Origin of the sequence: Alteromonas sp. S015 (assembly GCF_036864485.1) — a bacterium.
In the GTDB taxonomy this organism is placed as follows: Bacteria; Pseudomonadota; Gammaproteobacteria; order Enterobacterales; family Alteromonadaceae; genus Alteromonas.
Genome location: NZ_JAZETO010000003.1, coordinates 457,666 through 478,499, shown reverse-complemented (window position 1 = coordinate 478,499; position 20,834 = coordinate 457,666). Strand labels below are relative to the sequence as shown.

18 protein-coding genes are annotated in these 20,834 nt (G+C 44.4%); 3 read left to right on the top strand and 15 right to left on the bottom strand.

Annotation, left to right across the window (positions count from 1 at the left end):
• Positions 1-50: 50 nt before the first annotated feature.
• The gene (gene efpL, locus V7R42_RS08540; RefSeq protein WP_334019747.1) at positions 51-626 is read left to right on the top strand and encodes an elongation factor P-like protein EfpL; all 576 of its coding nucleotides are present in this window, start codon (positions 51-53) and stop codon (positions 624-626) included.
• A gap of 193 nt (positions 627-819) precedes the next feature.
• Here the strand turns inward: efpL and V7R42_RS08535 are convergent, their stop codons facing one another.
• Positions 820-1,788, bottom strand: coding sequence for a carbohydrate kinase family protein (locus tag V7R42_RS08535; protein WP_334019746.1), 969 nt, complete (start codon positions 1,786-1,788; stop codon positions 820-822).
• A 285-nt stretch (positions 1,789-2,073) separates the two neighbouring features.
• Here V7R42_RS08535 and V7R42_RS08530 point away from each other — a divergent pair, with 285 nt between their 5' ends.
• Positions 2,074-3,246, top strand: a complete 1,173-nt coding sequence (locus V7R42_RS08530) for an ROK family transcriptional regulator (RefSeq protein WP_334019745.1) — start codon at positions 2,074-2,076, stop codon at positions 3,244-3,246.
• 343 nt (positions 3,247-3,589) lie between these two features.
• Here V7R42_RS08530 and V7R42_RS08525 read toward each other — a convergent pair whose 3' ends face one another.
• The 6 genes from V7R42_RS08525 to ubiG all read right to left on the bottom strand — a co-directional run bounded on the left by V7R42_RS08525 (position 3,590) and on the right by ubiG (position 10,097).
• Entirely contained in the window at positions 3,590-5,569 is a 1,980-nt protein-coding gene (locus V7R42_RS08525) for an alpha/beta hydrolase family protein (protein ID WP_334019744.1), read from the bottom strand.
• Between the two features lie 102 nt (positions 5,570-5,671).
• Positions 5,672-6,331: a glutathione S-transferase family protein gene (locus V7R42_RS08520; RefSeq protein ID WP_334019743.1), complete on the bottom strand. Its 660-nt coding sequence runs from the start codon at positions 6,329-6,331 to the stop codon at positions 5,672-5,674.
• On the bottom strand, positions 6,331-6,939 hold the full coding sequence (locus tag V7R42_RS08515) for a glutathione S-transferase family protein (protein WP_334019742.1): 609 nt from the start codon (positions 6,937-6,939) through the stop codon (positions 6,331-6,333). Before V7R42_RS08515 ends, V7R42_RS08520 begins: the two co-directional genes overlap by 1 nt.
• 197 nt (positions 6,940-7,136) lie before the next feature.
• Positions 7,137-8,123 (bottom strand): lipase secretion chaperone, encoded by a 987-nt coding sequence (locus tag V7R42_RS08510; RefSeq protein ID WP_334019741.1) that lies wholly within the window; start codon positions 8,121-8,123, stop codon positions 7,137-7,139.
• Entirely contained in the window at positions 8,123-9,097 is a 975-nt protein-coding gene (locus V7R42_RS08505; RefSeq protein ID WP_438823643.1) for an esterase/lipase family protein, read from the bottom strand. Before V7R42_RS08505 ends, V7R42_RS08510 begins: the two co-directional genes overlap by 1 nt.
• 247 nt (positions 9,098-9,344) lie before the next feature.
• Positions 9,345-10,097 (bottom strand): bifunctional 2-polyprenyl-6-hydroxyphenol methylase/3-demethylubiquinol 3-O-methyltransferase UbiG, encoded by a 753-nt coding sequence (gene ubiG / locus V7R42_RS08500; protein WP_334019740.1) that lies wholly within the window; start codon positions 10,095-10,097, stop codon positions 9,345-9,347.
• 167 nt (positions 10,098-10,264) lie between these two features.
• Here ubiG and V7R42_RS08495 point away from each other — a divergent pair, with 167 nt between their 5' ends.
• A complete protein-coding gene (locus tag V7R42_RS08495) occupies positions 10,265-10,624 on the top strand; it encodes a DUF2237 family protein (RefSeq protein WP_334019739.1) in 360 nt (119 codons plus the stop codon).
• 188 nt (positions 10,625-10,812) lie between these two features.
• Here the strand turns inward: V7R42_RS08495 and V7R42_RS08490 are convergent, their stop codons facing one another.
• The 8 genes from V7R42_RS08490 to hflK form a co-directional block, all read right to left on the bottom strand.
• On the bottom strand, positions 10,813-12,243 hold the full coding sequence (locus tag V7R42_RS08490; protein WP_334019738.1) for an aldehyde dehydrogenase family protein: 1,431 nt from the start codon (positions 12,241-12,243) through the stop codon (positions 10,813-10,815).
• A gap of 32 nt (positions 12,244-12,275) precedes the next feature.
• Positions 12,276-13,916, bottom strand: coding sequence for an acetolactate synthase large subunit (locus tag V7R42_RS08485; protein ID WP_334019737.1), 1,641 nt, complete (start codon positions 13,914-13,916; stop codon positions 12,276-12,278).
• Positions 13,917-14,067: 151 nt separating this feature from the next.
• Positions 14,068-14,952 carry a dioxygenase family protein gene (locus V7R42_RS08480; protein ID WP_334019736.1) on the bottom strand — a complete coding sequence of 295 codons (885 nt, stop codon included), beginning with the start codon at positions 14,950-14,952 and terminating at the stop codon, positions 14,068-14,070.
• Positions 14,953-15,093: 141 nt separating this feature from the next.
• A complete protein-coding gene (locus V7R42_RS08475) occupies positions 15,094-15,495 on the bottom strand; it encodes a DUF4112 domain-containing protein (protein ID WP_334019735.1) in 402 nt (133 codons plus the stop codon).
• A 104-nt stretch (positions 15,496-15,599) separates the two neighbouring features.
• A complete protein-coding gene (gene hemH / locus V7R42_RS08470) occupies positions 15,600-16,679 on the bottom strand; it encodes a ferrochelatase (protein WP_334019734.1) in 1,080 nt (359 codons plus the stop codon).
• 211 nt (positions 16,680-16,890) lie between these two features.
• Positions 16,891-18,492 (bottom strand): AbgT family transporter, encoded by a 1,602-nt coding sequence (locus V7R42_RS08465; RefSeq protein WP_438823642.1) that lies wholly within the window; start codon positions 18,490-18,492, stop codon positions 16,891-16,893.
• A gap of 295 nt (positions 18,493-18,787) precedes the next feature.
• The gene (gene hflC, locus V7R42_RS08460) at positions 18,788-19,669 is read right to left on the bottom strand and encodes a protease modulator HflC (RefSeq protein WP_334019733.1); all 882 of its coding nucleotides are present in this window, start codon (positions 19,667-19,669) and stop codon (positions 18,788-18,790) included.
• A gap of 5 nt (positions 19,670-19,674) precedes the next feature.
• A complete protein-coding gene (hflK, locus tag V7R42_RS08455) occupies positions 19,675-20,826 on the bottom strand; it encodes an FtsH protease activity modulator HflK (protein WP_334019732.1) in 1,152 nt (383 codons plus the stop codon).
• Positions 20,827-20,834 lie beyond the last annotated feature (8 nt).

The following is a 20,834-nucleotide window of genomic DNA, read 5'->3' as shown; positions in this document are numbered from 1 at the left end:
GAGAAAACAGTAGGCGTTTGCCTACCAAAACATATCAATAGGAAGTCGCCATGCCTAAGGCTAGTGAAATTAAAAAGAATAACACCGTGGTATTTGACGGAAAAACCTGCATTGTGAGAGACATTGAGCGCTCTGTACCTCAAGGGCGCGCAGGTGGCAGCATTTATCGCATGCGTATGTATGACGTAGTAACGGGCGCTAAATATGACGAAACATTTAAAGACTCAGATACGTTGGATATGGCAGATCTCACCCGTCGCCCAGCAATGTTCTCTTATATTGATGGAGACGAATACGTGTTTATGGATAAGGAAGATTACACGCCTTACCACCTGAATAAAGACAGCATTGAAAACGAAGCCTTATTCATTAACGAAGAAACGGATGGTATTCAAGTTGTTATCGTAAGTGAAGTACCCGTAGCGTTAGACTTGCCGATGAGCGTGGAGCTTGAAGTGGTTGAGACAGACCCTTCAATTAAAGGTGCGTCAGCTACATCACGTACTAAGCCAGCTACGCTTTCAACTGGCCTAGTAGTACAGGTACCTGAATACATCAGCACTGGTGAGTGGATTAAGGTCAACACCGAAGAGCGCAAGTTTCAAAGTAGAGCCGATAAACACTAAGCGTTTAACTCCTTAAGTTAATTATCCATCGGCATTTCTGCTAGAGGCGTAATTATCGAATAAATAAAAAGGCCTGAGTCCGATACAATGTCGAAATCAGGCCTTGGCAGCAGCTTAGAAATAAGCCCTACTTTATGGGGTCACTACAATATCGAAACCTTTTCTAATCTTCAAAACACAGTGTTTAAAGTGCTTATTTAGCAATATTTTCCTGAGTAGGTAGCGCACTAAATGCACCGTATTGCGTAACTGTGTAAGCCCCACAACGGATAGCGAATTCAGTGGCTTCGCTAACATTTTCAAAGCTTCCTACCCATGCATCAAATTCATCGGCGTTCTTAACCTTAGTAGAAAGGAAGTAAAGGAAGCCACCGATAAATGAATCACCTGCTGCAGTGGTGTCTTTCACATCCATTTTGGGCGATGCTAACGTGCCGCTGAATGACTTGGTAATATAGTGAATAGGCTCACCACCATCGGTTACCAATACAACTTTAACGCCGCTATCAAGCCATTGCTGAACTTTTGTATCAGCATTTTCTTCGCCATATAGCTCTGCGAGTTCTTCTCGGCTAGCCTTTAAAACAGACACTTTCTTTGCAGCTTCATCTATACGTGACGGTGCATTCGCTGTGTCATCCCAAAACGCTGGGCGATAGTTAATATCCAAACACACCATCATGCCGTTTTCCTTCGCCTTGTTCAGAATAAACTCGGTACCAGGAATAAGTTCAGGGCCTGAAATAGAACCTGAGCAAAAATGAAGCACTGTATTTTTATCACAATCTATCGTCGACAAATCTTGCTCTGAAATATGTTTATGCGCGGCATTATCAACATAAAAATCAAAAGAGCGTTCGCCGTCTGCATCCAAGTTTACAAATGCCAGAGCCGTATTGCCTTCTTGTGTAGTCCACACGAAGTCAGTGTTTACTTTGTAGTGCTCTAGCATTTCTTTAAGAAACGCGCCAAAGGTATCGTCACCTACTTTCGAGACCATCGCACTCTCACCACCTAGCTGAGCTACAGCGACTGCCACATTAGCAGGTGCACCACCCGCGTAGGGCTGGAAAGGTTTCATTGCTGGTATGTTGCCATCTTTGGGCGCAGCACCTTGGCTTAACATATCAATTAGCACTTCACCTAAACATAAAATCTTCATACCAGCCTCACTTAACAGAGTTTAAAAATTGCAGCTTCCCAATACGCAATTCGCGCAAGGTTAACGAATCGTTAATTAATTAGGGCATAGTATTGTCGAAAGCACTAATTAAATCAACCCAATTGATTTATCGTTTTGTGCAAGCATCAATGTGTGTGATAAGGTTGACGCAGTACTGCTAAATAAAGTTTTGTTTGAACAAGTACCTACGCCATTTCTTAAATTTGATACATGGCTAGGTTGTTATTACACTCTAGCTTCTGATAACGATAGATTGTAAATACATTGAATACTGAATCGGCCCTTTACTTGCCAACACAAAAAACACCTGCATTGCTTGATAGCCGCTCACCGAATGAACGGAATGTTCTTACCCTCATTCGCCAACGCGCTTCTTTGCACAAAGCTGAAATAGCCCAGTTAACTGGGCTGTCTGCACAATCAGCTACAGTGATCATTAAAAAGCTAGAGGCTGATGGACTAGTAAAAAAGCTAAAGCCAATCAAAGGCGGCGTAGGCCAACCCAAAGTGCCGTTTGGTCTAAATGAAAATGGGGCCTTTGGTATAGGACTAAAAGTAGGTCGACGAAGTTTCGACATGACACTGCTCGACCTGAAAGGCAATGTGCGCGCCACGCTTCACGAAAAATTTGCCTACCCCACCGTGGACAACTTGCTTACTTTTGCCAAACGCGCATTCAATGTCCTAGTTAAGAATTTGGATGCACACCAACAGCGTCTGGTTCGCGGTTTAGGCGTTGCTATGCCCTTCGAAATTTGGAGCTGGGCAGAAGAGGCAGGGGCCCCAAAAAAAGAATTGGAAGAATGGAGAGAGTTTAATGCACAAGCCGCATTGGAAGACTTATTATCACTGCCTGTTTTTATAAAAAACGACGCTGGAGCTGCGTGTAGCGCCGAGATGTCTTTTGGTAACCCAGATAACTACGATAGTTTCCTATATATCTTTGTTGGTACATTTTTAGGTGGCGGTCTCGTGCTAAATAACCAGTTGATCAATGGAAAAACAGGGAACGCGGGTGCAATTGGCTCTCTCCCATTTTTTAACAGAACTACACAGAGCCAGTTGATAGCTCAGTCTTCACTTTATTTACTAGAACGAAAGCTTAATCAAGCAGGAAGTAACGGCCAGCATATTTATGAATCTCCTTCCCACTGGTCTTGCGACAAGCAAATAATAGATGACTGGTTGAACGAAACGGCCAGAGGTTTAGCCTTTGCTGCTCAATGTGCAATGAGCCTATTAGACCTAGATGGCGTAATTATAGATGGCGCTATACCTGATAACATTAAGTATTCGCTCGTTGAGCAAACTCAAAGTGATATGCGAGGTTTAGATATGAGAGGCGTAGCGAAGTTTGAGATTAGTGCAGGTAAGGTAGGCAGAAAAGCACAATCTATAGGCAGTGCAAACCTAGCCCTTCAGGCAAGCTATTACTGATTACGCATGAAGCGGGCGTATTTTATTGTGCTCTTGATAACTTGTGCAGTTTCGCAAGGTCCCGCTTAAAAAGTTTGGGTTTGCTTGCCCCGATTGAATCGCAATTTTACGATATTAAAAGAGATGTAGGGCAGGAGTCTGGAAAGAAAATGGCTTCAGTACTCTTATGGTTAATGTGGAAAGCTGACTCGCTTATGTGTATGACGTAGTGGCAACAATACATTAGCTGAAAAAATGAACGCCGAAAACCGTAGAGTTTAATACGAAGAAACCGTTGAGCTTGTCTACAAACCTAGCACCGCATTTGAGTGGCTTACCAGATTTGTAGACGAATTTACCCACTCTACTTTAAATTAGTACCAAGGAAGTCTAAAAGGCCTTGATACAGTTCCTGTCTATTGCTTTCGTCATACACACCATGACCCGCTTGAGAATATTGTAAATACACAGGGTCCTTACCAAGGCTGGTTAGTTTTTCAAATAGCGCTTCGGCGTTGATTTCTGGAACTCGACGGTCTTTTGAGCCATGTATAAGCATAACATTCGCTTCAATCTTATCTGCATGATAAATTGGTGAAAATTCGGCAAGCACTGCTGAGTCAGAGCCTATCACTTTCTCTAGGTACGACTCTCCGCCCCAAATTGTTGGAATATCACTTTCTGAGTGCATATAACTCAAATCGTAAATACCAACATAACCAACCGTACATTGATAGAGTTCTGGCTCTCTTACGGCCACCATTAGGGCCGCATATCCACCGTAACTCGCGCCGTAAGCACATACACGACTACCGTCAACATACCCTTGTTCAATCGACCACTTAACCGAGTCATTAACGTCTTTTATCATTGCGCCGCCCCACTCACGATAGCCCAATCGTTCAAATCGTTTACCGTATCCGTCACTTCCTCTGAAGTTCACGCGAAGCACCGCGTACCCACGATTTGCTAGCAATTGCGTTTCAGCATCGTAGTCCCAGTAGTCTCGTGTTCCAGCCTGATGAGGTCCACCATGAATAACGACTACAAGGGGTGGCTTTCTTTCTGTCGATCTTCTTGGCGGTAGCGTTAAATAACCGTGAACTTTCTCTCCGTCTTCCGTTGGAACGACAATAGGCTGCATTTTTAGGAGTGTTCTAGGGTCTATCCATGAACTATTAGCCCAAATAAAACGCGCACCGAACGTTTCGCTATTAAACAAATAATATTCGCCCGGGTTCACATCGCTGGATACATGAACAAGAAGGGTTTTCTCGTCTTTTGTACGGCTAACTATATTAACCGTTTGACCTTTGAACGCATCAGTTAGCATCTTGTGAACATCACTAATTCGAGATTTTGTAGCTGCGTAGACATATTTAGAGGTATTGGGGAAGATAATCCCAACTGCAGGCATTCCATTTTTATCGAGTATGTAGTTTTCAATATCTGTGGTGTGATCTGCAAAAATACGTTTATATTCACCGGTTTCTAAATTCAGTGAATACAAAGTATATATTTCTTCCGGTCCGTGACGACCTGAAAGATAGACAAATTTGTTGTCATCACTTGAACCTTGTGGAAATAACCCTTCTACTTCCCCAAACACTTTTTCAAGCGATATCCACTCTGAATCATTATCTTTTCTATAAGCGGAATACCCATTGTTATTTTCATCCACCCAAGACATAAACCTAACTTCACCACTCTTTGAAGCAAGCGCTCGACTATAACCATGAGGCAGGACTTCAACTTTACGTTTCTTGCCAGTGAAGATATCAAGTTTGCTGATTGTAGGCGCTCTTTTATGATCATTGTAGTAGGTATTGCCCACTCTGCTCCAAGGATATTCAGCAATAAGAATGTTTCTATCATCGTCATCTAAAAAGCTTAGAATTTCTTGGCTTGCTAACGTAGAGTCTTTGTTCGAAAGTCGGCTGTCGGCTCTTGAATCACTGGCGCGATATCCATAGAGTAATTCTCGTTGAGAACCATCAATATTCATGGCATACAATTCACCCGTTGGAACTGGACTGTCTAGGTTTGTTTGCTTTTCTGCATACTCGTACAAAATGCGTTCGTTAGTTACCCAGTTAACGGTGTGGATAATATCTTTATCTGCAGGACGAATCCCGCCAACCGCTTTCATGTCTTCTGTTTGCAGAATTGCGAGATAAACACGGCCGTCATACTGCACTCGTGCAGCGATGTGTTTTCCATCAGGGGCAAGACTAAGATTGAGGTAGTCTCCATGTTTTATAAAATATTCGAGAGGTAAAGGTTCGGCGGCGTGAGCAGTAAACATTGCAGTGAAGAGCAAAACAGTAAGTAACAACCTGTTCATAGACATCCTTGTTTTCGTACTTTTTAAGTAACTATAGTTTTCAGTTATAACCCTTTATACACCAAGTCTAGCGTACTTGAAAACCATACATGTATATAGTGCCTATCTCGTAACAACATTTTTAGCACCTTTAAGAAGTACCTCTTTATCAATTTTATTGGGTACTTCAACACCACGTCGTGCAGCAGGCCTCGCTTCAATACTGTTCTTCCAACGTATTAAGTTGTCCAACCCTTCTATGCTTACACCAGACCATTCATAGGTACGCACCCAACACCAGTTCGCCATGTCAGCAATACTGTAGTCGTCGACCAAATACTCTCGATTTTCTAGCCTCCCATCAAGCACAGTAAATAGGCGGCGTACTTCGTTCTGATAACGTGCTATCGCCACTGGAATTTTTTCTTCTAAGTAGCGGTGGAACACATTAGCTTGGCCCATCATTGGGCCTATGCCTCCCATCTGAAACATGACCCACTGTAAAACCTGGCTTTTTCGCTTTGCGTCAGAGGGTAAAAACATACCGCTTTTTTCTGCGAGATAAATCATGATAGCGCCAGACTCAAACACGATGTGACCTTCGGCTTCTCTATCCACAATTACCGGAATGCGGCCATTGGGGTTCATTGCCAAAAATTCAGGAGTTTTCTGCTCTCCCTTCATCAGGTTTACGGCATGGGCGGTGTATTCAAGCCCCATTTCTTCAAGCGCTACCGACGCTTTCCAGCCGTTCGGTGTGGCTGCGGTGTATAAATCTATCATTAGGCTTTTGCACTCTCTCTGTTACTTACCGCCTCATACCAGCGCGCCAGATTGACATGCTCGTCAGTCATACGAATTTTTACCACACGGGCGAAATCCATAGCGCATAACGCGGTTATATCAGCAATAGAAAAGGTGTCACCAGCAATAAACTCTTTAACACCAAGTCGACGCTCTAAAATGTTCAAATATTTCGACGCATTGATACCCGCTTCCTTACCAAATTCAGGAACTGGTGTCATACGATCTTTAAAGTAGCCTGTAGTATGTTGAAAACACATACCAATTTGCATCATAAACGCTAATTCGACCTGTCGCTGCCACATAGATATTGTTGCTTTTTCAACGGGTGTTGTCCCCATTAGCGGCGGCTCTGGATGCAGTGCTTCAAAATACGTACAAATGGCATCAGTTTCAGCAATACAAGTGCCGTCATCTAGCTCTAGAATGGGTATCTTTCCCAGTGGATTTTTAGCGCGCATTTCTGCACTTAAGTTTTCACCTTTTTGAATATCGACCTGAACGTAATCAACATCAATGCCTTTTTCGGCTAAAAACATGCGCACTCGGCGTGGATTAGGTGCTGTTTGTGTTTCGTAGATTTTCATAATGATTGTCACAGACCTTATGACGGGTTGTTGAATATAGGGTATTCTCTAGATTAGTAACTGCACAAACTGCTTTCAAATCACTCTGTCTATGCACAGGACTATTCAGTTCTTTTATGGTTATACCTCTGAGGTATCACTCGCTGGTGAAAAGGAGGCCCTTAACCTTAAGCGACTATGTTGCGCCCTTTAATAATTTAAGACCCGATAATGACTTTAAGACGCTTTATTTCATTATCAGTGAAGTGTGCAGACTGGTATTCGCGTAGCGCGCTTTCTAGCTCGCTAGCCGCAATCGCCTGTTTTGATAAGTTGTCGCGATATTTTTCATAGTCAGCAATTTTGTTTTTCCAGTGCGCCTGGTTTTCCCAAGTTCTTGCGAAGCGATCTGCAACTTCACTGCCAAATTCTGCCGCCACGGCGTTATATCGGTCATTAATACTATCGTGGCTGCGTTTTATTTGGTTGATACGATGCATATTCAGCGTTGGCTGAAAGGCGTTGCGTTCGGCTTGGCTACCCGTTTCTAATGACTCAATGATAAGCGCTTTTCTTTCATCTCTGGATAGCGTGCTTTCCTGAGCAAGCTGTAAACGTGCTAGCGCCGCCTCGTCCACTTGCGCTTCTTGGCTAAACAAATAGTGGTACTCATTGTCATTGAAATAAGCGCGCCTTGTTTTCTCTCGCTCATCAAGCTTAAAAGAAACATCTCGCAAACTATGACTTGCAAGGTCGACCTCAATTTCTGTTGAGGAAAGCGAAACTTTATAATCTACGTAACGACCAAATAAGTCAGTGGCAACGGCCAGCGTGTCTTGCGTAAATTTCCCAGTTGCTTGAATAGAGTAGGCAAGCTTAACTTCGTTAGGTTCCTCGCTGGTACGCAGAAATATAAAACGATCGAAGCTATCTTTGGTTGAGTAATCGAGTTTAAACGGTGTAAGGCGCTTACTTTCAGAAACAGCTTTATTTTTCAACCGAGCGCTGATTACTGAACTGCCATGTATTACTCCATTCTCATCTAGTGTATTTTCACTTGCGTTCTTAAAAGCGGATATCAATAAACGTTGATTGAAGTTATCCGTTTTAAAGGCAGATTTCGCATAAAAAATAACGCCCAATACCAAGAGAGCGAGAAGCCCTCCTAATACTGGATAAACACCGCGTATTTTACGCGTCGTCACTATAGCCCCAATCTTTTAAGGCGGTTGGCCTGACGGACGAATACGTCTACGGGGTCAGTCTCAAACCAATGCGTAATGCCAAAACTTTGATTCACTTCATCAAGGTGGTTCATTTTGTAATTGTCTTTAAGGACTTTGCCTAGATGGGAACTACAGGTTGAGACTAAGCCGTCATTGGGTTCTTTAAATGCAGTGCCAGTAATGGCAAGAAATGGGTCAACCACGTCAAGGGCGTTAGTGTAAGTTCTGCCGCCGCTCCATGAGAAATAATACACGCCATTTTCTGCTAACATCTTTCCGTCATTTTGACAGTAGGCCGTTGGCATGCCTTCTGGATATTTTTCATTAAACGCCACCGAGCCTTTCGTCGAGAGCGAATCAAGTGCAGCGATTGAATCGGTGGGCTTGTCACGGGGGTCCGACCCAGAAGCAATCTCAATGATATTCGCGAAGGCATTAACCACCAAGCCGGCAGCACCTTCACCTACTGAGCCCTCAGCGAATGCATCCCGCAATTCATCGGCTACCTTGCTTCCCCAGTTTACCCCAGCAACCGAGCTCACTGATGCGACTTTATCAGGGGCGACGCTTGCGGCGTAGCGTGCAGTAGGGCCACCGTGGCTATGTCCGATAAGGTTCACTTTTTCAGCGCCTGATAAGGCTAGAACCTCATCGATAAACTCAAGTAATTGCTCGCCGCGCACTTCTGTTGAGTTTGTAGGAGAAACCTCGGCAATGTACACAACCGCGCCGTTACGGGCGAGCTTATGTGGGACTTTATAGAAATAGTCTACAAACAGTATATCTTCAAAACCGAAAAGACCGTGAACCAATACGATTGGGTGACTCGTTTTTGCGTACGTACTTGCGAGGGCGTGTCCTGCTGCTCCCGCAAATATACTAATGCCTGCGAACATTGTAAGTAGAGTAACAATGAGAGCATTCCGTGCTCTTTTATTTTTGGATTTTCTCATCGTGTGTGTTCCCCATAATTATAACATTGTGGTCTGTGGCCAGACCCCTGTTATGATTGTGTAAAACAAATGTAAAAATCAATCCCGTATTAAAATTGTAATGATGCCAATGAGCAAATATAGATAAAAAGTTTGTAGAGAGGCGCGCTGTTAATCATTTAATACAATAAGATAGCATTTATTAATGGTATATCTTCTCATACCATTTACTCTCAAAATATAGGGAATAGCTAATATATATAGTAGACTATTTACTCTTGGAATACGCTTGAATGAAGTTTACTGCAAGGCTTGAAGTGGTTAGCCAGTTACCCTTAAACGGGTTAAGTTTCATACCTATTTGATGCTTCAACATAAAGTCATTTCCAACCCAACTTTTCAATTCCTCCGGCTTTACAAACTTTTGCCAATCGTGGGTTCCTACAGGCAAATAACGCATTACATATTCGGCCCCCAAAATAGCAATAATATAGCTTTTGAGGGTTCGATTTAACGTTGCCAGAATGAGTAATCCACCCGGTTTTACTAAGCTGGCACATTCTTGAATAAGCTGCCGCTGGTCGGGTACATGCTCCACCACTTCTGCATTGATCACCACATCATACTGCAAACCTTCTTCTACCAGTTCACTGGAAAGCATATGCCGGTATATAACCTCAACCCCATTTATTTGAGCATGACGCTTTGCCACTTCTACGCTCACCGCACTGGCATCTATTCCCGTAACTTGAGCGCCTAATTTTGCTAGCGGTTCGCTTATTAGCCCACCGCCACTGCCAATATCAATGATGGACAACGCAGAATAGTCTGGTGGTAAGTTTCCTCTGCCAAAATGACTTTCTATTTGTGCTTTTATCACTTGTAGCCGTGCTCGATTAAATTCCAGAGCAGTTTTATATTTACCTTGCGGGTCCCACCAAGACTCAGCCAATGTGTCAAATCGCGAAATTTCTTGTTCCGAAAAGTTACTTCCGCCTGTTTTTTTACTTTTATCAAGCACGATATTTTACCTTCAAACGTAGTCAGTTGGGTGCTTTACAGTTGACCCTTATCAAAGAGGGTCATAAGGTGAACATTGGTACGGTTTTACAACCTGCCCCATGCTATTTAGCTATTCAAAAAGGGATACCTTTTTGAAAATATACGTTGTAAAAGAGGGTTCTGATTTTGGCGAACGCAAAAAATGTTTATGGACGTCCGCTCCAGCTGTGTTGTGGAAATACTGGATTTACTCGAGAAGGTTTTTGCTATGTACCCGACACTGATGTTGGCAATCACAGCGTGTGCGCCGTTGTCACTAACGAGTTTCTTCAATTTTCGTTACGCCAAGGCAATGACCTTATTACACCGTGGCCGAGCATGTCATTTCCGGGTTTACTGGCTGGTGACAGATGGTGTCTGTGCGCAGCTCGCTGGCTACAGGCTTATGAAGCAGGTGTAGCACCTAAAGTACGCTTGGAAGCCACGCATGAAAAAGCGCTCGATATCATTCCTCTGTCTCTTCTTGAGGAATTCGCTGCAGATTAATCGCCCCCATAATAGCGCAGGTTTACAACATTCAAATGGTTAAGCTGATCTGGCGCGAATAAAAAAGCATGCTTAATTAGCATGCTTTTTCTGAAGTCTTTAACTTCTAATATCTGCGCTCTAACAGATCGACCTAGTATTATTTGTAGCTCCGAGCAAATTTTTGGTCAGCTCCCCATGCCTAACAGCTACTGAGGAGTACGAATAACCATAAGTCGAGTTTCAGACATATCCTCTATCGCGTAGCGAATACCTTCGCGTCCTAGACCTGAGTCTTTCACGCCGCCGTAAGGCATATTATCCACCCGCCAGCTAGGCACATCCCCTATGACCACACCGCCAACGTCGAGCACATTCCATGCTTTGTGCGCTTTGTAGATATCGCGGGTAAACACACCTGCTTGAAGTCCGTAGCGGCTGTTATTTACTTCCTCAAGTGCTTCGTCATAGTCATCGAATGGCACCAGAATAGATAGAGGGCCAAACGCTTCTTCGGCACTGGCATCACAATCCTTTGGTACATTTTCCATTACCGTAGCCTCAAGCATGGCGCCGTCTCGCGTTCCGCCGCATAGAATGGTGGCACCTTTCTCTTTTGCCTCTTCAATCCAGCCGTGAAGGCGCTTTGCTTCACCTTCTGAAATCATGGGCCCGATAAAGGTGTCTTCATTAGACGGGTCGCCAGACACTAGCGCTTTAACTTTTTCCACATAGCGTGACTTAAATTCATCGTATATTTTGCTGTGTACTAAAAGGCGCTGAACACTTATACAACTTTGCCCTGATTGATAATAAGCTCCGACAATTACGCGGTCGATGGCGTCTTCAATATCGGCATCTTCATCAACGACACAAGCGGCGTTACCGCCAAGCTCCAATACAACCGGCTTCTTTCCTGCTTTTGCTTTAAGCGCCCAGCCCACATCAGGTGAACCTGTGAAGCTAAGCAGCTTTAGTCTTTCATCAGTAGTGAATAAGTCAGCGCCGTCGCGGCTACAAGGTAGAATAGAAAATGCGCCTTTGGGTAAGTCGGTTTCAGCTAATACCTCACCAATAATAAGCGCACCAATAGGGGTTCGCGAGGCAGGCTTAAGTACAAAGGTACAACCTGCTGCGATTGCAGGAGCCACCTTGTGCGCAGCCAAATTCAGAGGAAAATTAAACGGCGATATAAATGAACATGGACCTATAGGGACTTTCTTGGTCATGCCCTGATAACCTTTGGCGCGCGCCGAGATTTCTAAATTCACAACTTCGCCGTTAATACGCACTGATTCTTCTGCCGCTATTTTGAAGGTATCGATAAGGCGGCTGACTTCGCCCTTAGCGTCTTTAATTGGCTTACCAGCCTCTATACAAAGCGCTTGTGCCAACTCATCGGCTCTTTCGGTAAAGCGCTTCACACAGTGCTCTAGCACCGCTTGTCTTTCGAAAGGAGCCATGGCGGCCATCGCAGGCTGCGCTTCTTCTGCTGCAGCAATGGCTTTATCGATGGTATCCGCATCGGCCATCGCCACCTTGGTTGCTACCTCTCCGGTGTATTTATTAGTCACGTCCAAGTCGGTATTGGCATAATGTGGCTCACTCGCTAAATAATAGGGATAGCTTTCCTTCAACATTTTTTACTCCTTACCTTTCTGTTACGTTTGGCTTAAAGCTTGGCGCTAAGCTCTTTGATCGTATGATTTAGTGTTTTGTCATTCATACTGTAATCAACTGGACAATCGATAATATGTACGCCTTTTGTGTTCAAACACTTATCAACTAAGTGAATAAGTACATCCGCATCGTCAACTCTCCAGCCCTGTGCGCCGTAACTTTGTGCGTATTTAACAAAGTTGGGATTGCCATAATCTAAACCAAACTCATCGAACTGCATGTTTGCTTGTTTCCACTTGATCATTCCGTACGCATCGTCGCGCAAGATGATCACAACAAGGTCAAGTTTTAGCCTAACAGCAGTCTCAATTTCTTGGCTATTCATCATAAAGCCGCCATCGCCGCATACGCTTACCACAGGGACATCAGGCTTCACTAGTTTAGCTGCTATAGCTGATGGTAAACCGGCCCCCATTGAAGCCAGTGCGTTATCTAGAAGCAGAGTATTCGGATGATAAGCGGGGTAATTTCGGGCAAACCATATTTTATATACGCCGTTATCTAACGTAACAATGCCGTTATCAGGCATAACTTTACGAATATCGCGCACAAGACGTTCAGGTAAGATAGGGAATCGATTGTCGTCTTCTGCTTCAGCACGGTGGTCTACATAGGCTTGATGCACATCTTTGTAAAAGTCGAGTTTCCAACTGTCTTGGGGAGTAATGCCTTCTTTTATCTGCCAGATGCTGTTGGCAATATCCCCAACCACTTCGAGTTGTGGGAAGTAAACAGGGTCTACGGCAGCCGAATCAAAGTTAACATGGATCACTTTTTTATCGTTGTGATGCATGAAGAACGGTGGTTTTTCTACCACGTCGTGCCCTACGTTGATGATAAGATCGGCGCGCTCAATTGCTCTATGCACAAAATCGCCGTCAGATAGCGCAGTGTTTCCTGCAAAGCGAGGGTCGCTTTCATTAAGCACCCCTTTACCCATTTGGGTTGTAACAAACGGAATGCAGGTTTTATCAACAAATTCCCTAAGCATTTTCGCGGTAAGCTTTCTGTTCGCTCCGGCGCCAATCAATAACAAAGGTGACTGGGCTTCTTCAATCATAGTAATCGCAGCAGCAATCGCTTTGTATTCGGCGATAGGTCGACGGGCCATACTAGGGGTTAGTATTTGGGCACTGGTTTGTTCTGCGGCAATGTCTTCTGGCAGTTCAATGTGTACAGCGCCTGGGCGCTCTTCATGGGCTAGACGAAATGCCTCTCGCACAGTAGAAGGAATTCTATCACCACTCACAATCTGATTGGTGAATTTCGTGATCGGCCGCATCATGTCCACAATATCGATGACTTGAAAGCGACCTTGCTTACTGGTTTTAATCGGTTTTTGCCCGGTAATCATCAACACTGGCATGGCGCCAAGTTGAGCATAAGCCGCTGGAGTAACTAGATTAGTGGCCCCAGGTCCTAAAGTCGAAAGGCACACTCCCACTTTTCCGGTAAGCCTGCCGTAAGTAGCAGCCATAAAACCAGCGCCTTGCTCGTGACGAGTCAGCACCAGTTTAATAGAAGACTCTCGCAACGACTCAAGTAAGTCGAGGTTTTCTTCACCGGGGATACCAAAGACGTATTCCACGCCTTCTGCTTCTAACGCTTTAACAAATAAATCGGACGCTTTCATGTGCTGCACGCTCCTTGTAATTTGAGCAGAAAATAAAGTTCTTATTAGTTGTGCTACGAAACAATGCTGCGAATGGGTTTACTGTGCGTAATAAAATGCCCGTAACTAACGGGCATGTTAAAAAATAGCGTATAGGAGAGAAAAAGGAAGTCTATTCACTGATTATTATGCGCTTGTATGCGAGTAAAGAACCATCTTCGTTTTGCGCCACATTGAATGTATATTTGTCGTAGTCACTGCCAAATACCGTATCCTGCCCTAGCAATGTGTCCGGCTCACCCCGGTGACTATAGTCGGGATGATTGGCACAAATGTCTTGGCAGAAGCTATCAGCAAAGCCAAATTGAGAGACCAACTGATCGGTGTTGTTGCGACGTATGCGAAAGTGAATGTGAATCGCCCGGCTACTATACCAGCCGGGAAAACAGCTTTTTAGGTTTATTCTTCCGCTAGCATCTGTCACCGCAATGCCTCTGAACCACTTTGAACGCAATGCATTTGCATCGTTGCCCGTACAAAATGCTGAATTGAAACTACTGGCGTCAGCACTATCATCGGTATCCCCTGAATAAATACCATCTACATCGCAATGCCATACTTCAATTTCGTAGCCGGACAGCGGATTACATGCTCCATCAATTAGCTGAAGACACAACATCATCGGTAAACCTGTTTGCGCATATGATATGTCGTCAAGATAGTCACTTTGAAAATAGCACGGGCCTTCCGTTTGGGAACCTGTGAGGGCAACACTGCATACAGAAGCAGTGTCAAATAAACTATCGTCTGGAAAGTCTGATGTTATAGCTGACGTGCCACCGCTTGCCCAACCGTCAAAATCCACTTCTGAATCTGAATTTGAATCGGTGTCGTTATTGGAAGATGAGGAGTTAGATGTTGTGGAACTTTCAGAGGTGGAATTAGAACCTCCACACCCCCACAATCCGATAGCAACAGGAGCCAATGTAAGCCCCACCGCTGTTTTTAAAAAGCGGCGTCGTTTAAGCAGCTCTTCCGTTAATTTTTTTGATGTCATTGTACGTTGCCCTTGGTTGTCTTTGCAAAAAAGACATTTAATTAAAGGACAAGGTTCTCTTATTTACTCAAGCTTTACGTAGCTTTACACTGTAAATAAGCAAAGTGAAAAAACGCAGATATTGAAGTAATTAAATCTAGGTTATTCAGCGCTCCATTCGGATAGCGCCTGCTGTGTTACTTTATCTACTTCATATTTATTTTCGCTTATCCACCAGCGCTCCATAATACGGACATTTTTCTGATTGGCTTTATAGAATATATCCACGATGTCGCCAACAAATGGAATAAAACCTAAGCCAAAGTCGATTGCTGAGTTTTTTACCATTTGAGCTATTAACGCTTTGGGCATACCCAATGATTTTCCCAGCCAAACTATTCGAAGTGAAACGAAAAGCATTAGCGCGTCACCGGCTCCTGGGATAAGGCCTACGATTGAATCCAAGCCTATTCTTATTGGAATAAAAGGGAGCTTTACCGCAGTATCCAGCAAGTTCGCCAGTTTTTGCGCTTTAAGTAGTGCCTTTGGTGCTTTGCCTTCCACGACCTTATCTCCCTATTAATACAATAAATCTAAAATAAATGCGCCACCAAGGGTGATTTCCCTATTGGTTATTCCCGAAACGTTTACTGTCAGCTTTTCAAACGCTACTTTTCAGCGCCCAGCGCTCTTGCTAAGCCTGCGCGCAAACCATTATCCGACTCTACTGCCCATCCATGCAGGTTTTCTTGCACTATGTCAAAAAGCACGTCTATGTGTTCTTTGTCACTATTAAGTGCCGCGATGTATTCATAGCGCTCACCGCCAGCTTCCATAAAGTACTCGCGATTCTCTTCACCAATTTCTTCAATAGTCTCCAAGCAATCGGCTGAGAAGCCAGGGCACATAACCTGAATGGATTTCACTCCTTTTTCAGGTAAAGACTTTAACGTTTCATCTGTATACGGTTTCAACCACTCTTCTCGACCAAAACGAGATTGGAAGGTTGTCATATATTCGTCGTGTGAAAGGCCAAGCTTCTCGGCAAGCAAACGCGACGTTTTGTGGCACTCACAGTGATAGGGGTCACCGTTCATTAAGTAGCGCTTGGGAATACCGTGATAAGACAAGATAAGCTTGTCCGCTTTTCCATGGGTTTCCCAGTGCGCTTTTACTTTGTTCGACAGCGCGGTGATGAAATTATCACGATCGTGATAGTGATTCACGAAGCGAAGTTCTGGTAGCCAACGGCGAGAGGTGAAATCTTTAGCGATGGCATCAAATGTGGAGCCAGTTGTCGACGCGCTGTATTGAGGGTAAAGCGGTAAAACGACAAGTTTGCGTACGCCTTTTTCTAACAGGGACTCGATGGTATCACCTATGGCAGGCTTGCCGTAGCGCATGGCGAAATCGACAATTACATCATCGCCATATTGGGCTTTACAGCGTTCAGCAATAGCAGATGCTTGCGCTTTAGTGATAGCCATAAGTGGAGAGCCTTCTTCCGTCCATACGGTGGAATAAGCCTCTGCCGAGCGCTTAGGCCGAAAGTTTAGAATAATGCCATTTAATACAAACCACCAAATCGCTTTAGGCACTTCCACAACTCTCGGATCAGAAAGAAACTCTTTCAAATAAGGGCGTAACGCCTGTTTAGTTGGCGCTTCTGGCGTTCCCAAATTAGTTACTAGTACGCCAATTTTATCTGGTTGCCCGTGAGTAAAACCTTTGTTCGATTTGTATTTCATGTATTCATAATCCCAGAAGTACTGCGCGATATCCGTATTATACTGAATTACCTTAGATTATGATCTGCTATAACGCCAAAAAAGTGCGATTGCGCTAATAGCTTTTGGGCATTAAAAAAGCGGCAGGTGTTCGGAAATACTTTTCAAAACCATATGCCGCTTTTCTTAGTTCGCTGCCGCATTAAGCGTACTAAGGCGTTAATCTATCTATTTAAGGCTGATAATAAGTCGCTGCGCCCGGGCCTACCGGCATACCGAGTAGGAAAACCCAAATGTAGAACAAAATTGTCCAACCTACGATAAACACCATAGAGTAAGGCAGCATCATGGCGATGAGCGTTCCCATACCCAAATCTTTTTTGTATCTGGCTGCCATTGCCAAAATAAGACCGAAATAGCTCATCATTGGAGCAATAACGTTTGTGACTGAGTCACCAATACGGTAAGCAGCTTGAATTACTTCAGGCGCGTAGCCGATAAGCATGAGCATTGGCACGAAAATAGGCGCTGTTACAGCCCATTGCGCTGATGCACTGCCTAACGACAGATTTACAACACCACACATTAGAATGAACAGAATAAACACCGCGGGGCCATCTAACCCTGCCGCTTGCAACAATGCGGCGCCTTTAACCGCTAATACTGTGCCTAAGTTTGTCCATTTGAAAAACGCAACAAACTGCGCTGCAAAGAAGACTAGCGTAATATAAAGACCCATTGCCCCCATGCTTTTGGACATGGCATCAATGACGTCTTTGTCATTTTTCATCGAATTGGTGACTTTACCGTAAACAAAACCAGGAATAGCAAAGGTGATAAAGATGAATGCAACAATGCCTTTAAGAAACGGAGAGCCCGCTACTTCACCTGTTTCTGGGTGACGCAATATACCGTTTTCTGGCACTACCGTTAGCGCTAATATCGCGCAAACAATAACAAACGATATTCCTGCCCATCGCAGGCCTTTCTTTTCTAAATCCGTCGGCGCGTCCATTGATTGCTTACCTAAATCTATGGAAGCATCAGCAGGATCAAATTTACCGAGTCTCGGCTCAACGACCTTTTCGGTGACCAACGCCCCCATTGTGGCGACAACGAAGGTACTGATGAACATGAAGTACCAATTCACTTCTGGGCCTACCATATAGTCGGGGTCAATCATGTGAGCAGCTGCTTCAGTGATACCCGACAACAGTGGGTCGACCGTTCCAAGCAGAAGGTTAGCGCTATAGCCAGCCGATACACCTGCAAACGCGGCGGCCAAACCGGCTAACGGGTGACGACCTAATGAGTGGAAAATCATCGCTGCCAGCGGAATAAGTACCACGTAGCCAAGCTCTGATGCCGTGTTTGAAATAATACCTGCGAAGACGATAGCAAAGGTCACGGCACGTTTAGAGGCATTCATCACCAACGCGCGCATAGCTGCCGATAAAAGGCCAGAATGTTCTGCTACCGATACACCAAGAAGCGCGACAAGTACGGTACCAAGTGGAGCAAAGCCTGTAAAATTGGTAACCAAGCCAGTCACTATTCGTTGCAAACCTTCTGCGCTCATCAGCGATATGACTTCAATCATGCCGTCTTCTTCACGGCCTTTTGCGCCTACCGGGCGAGGGTCAGCAACGGCAATGTCAAAATAGCCAAGTACTCCACTTAGCAACACAATGAAAAGCGAAAGCAGAGCAAACAGCGTTACTGGATGCGGGAGCAGGTTTCCTAACCATTCCACCGTGGTGAGAAATCGCGAGAATAACCCGCCTTGTCCGCCCCTATCATCGGCAGACACTGTATTTGTATTTTCCGTTGTCAAAATTTTCCCTCTGTCGTTTATTGACGTCTACCACACCAAGGTTAATGCTGGGAAGGCATCAACGTTGTACATAAATAGTGACGTGTTCTAATAGTATTCAGACGGTATTTTACCCGATTTAGTAAAATTTTGGCAGTGAATAGGGTAAATGAAGGGTTAAGTCAACGTACATTTTCCTAAATTGCCCGGCTACGCTGATTAAATATAACCCGTTATTTCATACCGTTAGCCTTCTACAAGGCGTAAAAAAACCAGTCTGAAAAGACTGGTTTTTAAAGCTTTAAATTACGGTTATTTAGTTACCGTTTGACTTGTTCATATACTTGAAGAAGTCGCTGTCTGGCGCAATAACCATGATATCTTGTTTGCTGTTGAAGCTTTGCTTATACGCGTCCATACTGCGCAGGAAGCTATAAAAATCAGCGTTCTTTGAGTAGGCGTCAGCATAAATTTGTGCCGCAATCGCATCACCTTCACCGCGAAGTTGACGTGCATTACGCTCAGCATCAGCAAGCATTACCGTTACTTTCGCATCGATGTTTGCCTTAATGACTTCAGCTTGCTCTTGACCTTCTGAACGGTGCTCACGGGCTACGGCGGCACGCTCTGCTCGCATACGCTGAAAGATCGAGTTGCTCACTTCAGTGGGTAAGTTAATCTGCTTAACGCGTACGTCTACAATTTCAATACCTAGCTCGTCAGACGATGTAGAAGCTTGTTCCATTGCTTGGTTCATAAGCGCTGAACGCTCACCAGACACAATTTGCGCAATAGTACGAGTACCAAACTCGGAGCGCAGACCGTTATTTACTTTCTGCTTTAGTAGCGCTTCTGCCTGAAGCTTGTTACCACCTGTTGAAAGGTAATAACGTGCAAAGTCTTCAATACGCCACTTAACGTACGAGTCAACAATAAGATCTTTCTTCTCGCTTGTTACAAAACGATCTGGTGAACCATCAAGTGTCTGAATACGTGCATCAAGAACACGTACTGAATCAATAAACGGAAGCTTAAAATGAAGACCTGGCTCGAACACTTTTGTGTCACCGGTAGCGTCGTCTCTTTGAACTTTACCAAACTGAATAACAATAGCACGCTCACCTTCTTTAACTGCAAACAGAGCGCCTGATGCCAGCAAAACAAGAAGAACAAATGCTGCAATAAATATATTCTTCATGATGCTTATCTCCCCTCTCTGTAGCTATCACCACGCAAGCCTGTACTTGGTGACGAGTTGCGGCTGCGACCGTTAGCGTCGGTTACTGGAGCCTGTAGGCCTTCCAGTGTATTACGCGAACTTTTGTTAGTTGTCGATTGCTGACGTTCCAAAATTTTATCTAACGGAAGATACATCATGTTATTACCGCCTTTACTATCAACCATAATCTTGCTGGTATTACCCAACACTTCTTCCATGGTTTCAAGATAGATACGTTCACGAGTCACTTGAGGTGCGCGCTCGTACTGAGGTAGCAGCTCTTCGAAACGTGCCACTTCACCTTGCGCTTCTAACGTTACACGCTCTTTATATGCTTGCGCTTCTTCATTCATACGGTTCACTTGACCACGTGCACGCGGCTCAATCTCTCTCGCATAAGCTTCAGCTTCACGAATGAAGCGCTGTTCATCTTCCTGAGCAGCAATTGCATCATCGAATGCATCTTTAACTTGCTCTGGTGGACGAGCATCACGGAAGTTCATATCAATGATAGAAACACCCATGTTATATGGTTCGATAATCGCTTGTAACTCTTCCCATACGCGTTGACGCGTTACTTCACGGCCATCAGTAAGTACATCATCCATTTTTGAGTGACCTACAACGTAACGAATAGCACTATCAAGAGACTGGCTCAAGCTTTGCTCAGGGCTTTCAACCGCAAATGTCCAACGGTATGGATCTACAACGCGAAACTGCATTTCCATTTGAACACTAACTACGTTTTCATCTTCGGTTAGCATAGAGCCTGATGACGATTGATCTCGAATTGACTGAACATCAACAGGAATTACTGAGTCGATAAACGTTGGTGCCCAACGAAGACCTGGTTCAACCTGCTCGTGATATTCACCAAAACGAAGTACAACGCCTCGCTCTGCTTCACGAATGGTATAAAAACCACTAATAAACCAAATTACGACGAGAAGACCTACAAGAATACCAGCTCCGATACCGCCTAGGCTTTTGCCTGAGCCACCACCGTTGCCACCTGACTTTCCAAACTTACCAAATAAGTTCTTAAACACATCGTCCAAATCTGGGGGACCTTGCTCTTTCCCACCGCGATTCTTCCACGGGTCATTATTGTTGCCACCCGGCTCATTCCAAGCCATGCTGATAC

Bases quoted from the DNA above. Each gene is read 5' to 3' on its own strand.
- V7R42_RS08535 (WP_334019746.1), bottom strand. From the start codon at position 1,788: ATGAAGATTTTATGTTTAGGTGAAGTGCTAATTGATATGTTAAGCCAA.
- V7R42_RS08525 (WP_334019744.1), bottom strand. From the start codon at position 5,569: ATGAACAGGTTGTTACTTACTGTTTTGCTCTTCACTGCAATGTTTACT.
- V7R42_RS08485 (WP_334019737.1), bottom strand. From the start codon at position 13,916: ATGAAAGCGTCCGATTTATTTGTTAAAGCGTTAGAAGCAGAAGGCGTG.
- hflC (WP_334019733.1), bottom strand. From the start codon at position 19,669: ATGAAGAATATATTTATTGCAGCATTTGTTCTTCTTGTTTTGCTGGCA.
- V7R42_RS08505 (WP_438823643.1), bottom strand. From the start codon at position 9,097: ATGAGAAAATCCAAAAATAAAAGAGCACGGAATGCTCTCATTGTTACT.
- V7R42_RS08520 (WP_334019743.1), bottom strand. From the start codon at position 6,331: ATGATAGATTTATACACCGCAGCCACACCGAACGGCTGGAAAGCGTCG.
- efpL (WP_334019747.1), top strand. From the start codon at position 51: ATGCCTAAGGCTAGTGAAATTAAAAAGAATAACACCGTGGTATTTGAC.
- V7R42_RS08515 (WP_334019742.1), bottom strand. From the start codon at position 6,939: ATGAAAATCTACGAAACACAAACAGCACCTAATCCACGCCGAGTGCGC.
- hflK (WP_334019732.1), bottom strand. From the start codon at position 20,826: ATGGCTTGGAATGAGCCGGGTGGCAACAATAATGACCCGTGGAAGAAT.
- V7R42_RS08480 (WP_334019736.1), bottom strand. From the start codon at position 14,952: ATGACATCAAAAAAATTAACGGAAGAGCTGCTTAAACGACGCCGCTTT.
- V7R42_RS08490 (WP_334019738.1), bottom strand. From the start codon at position 12,243: ATGTTGAAGGAAAGCTATCCCTATTATTTAGCGAGTGAGCCACATTAT.
- hemH (WP_334019734.1), bottom strand. From the start codon at position 16,679: ATGAAATACAAATCGAACAAAGGTTTTACTCACGGGCAACCAGATAAA.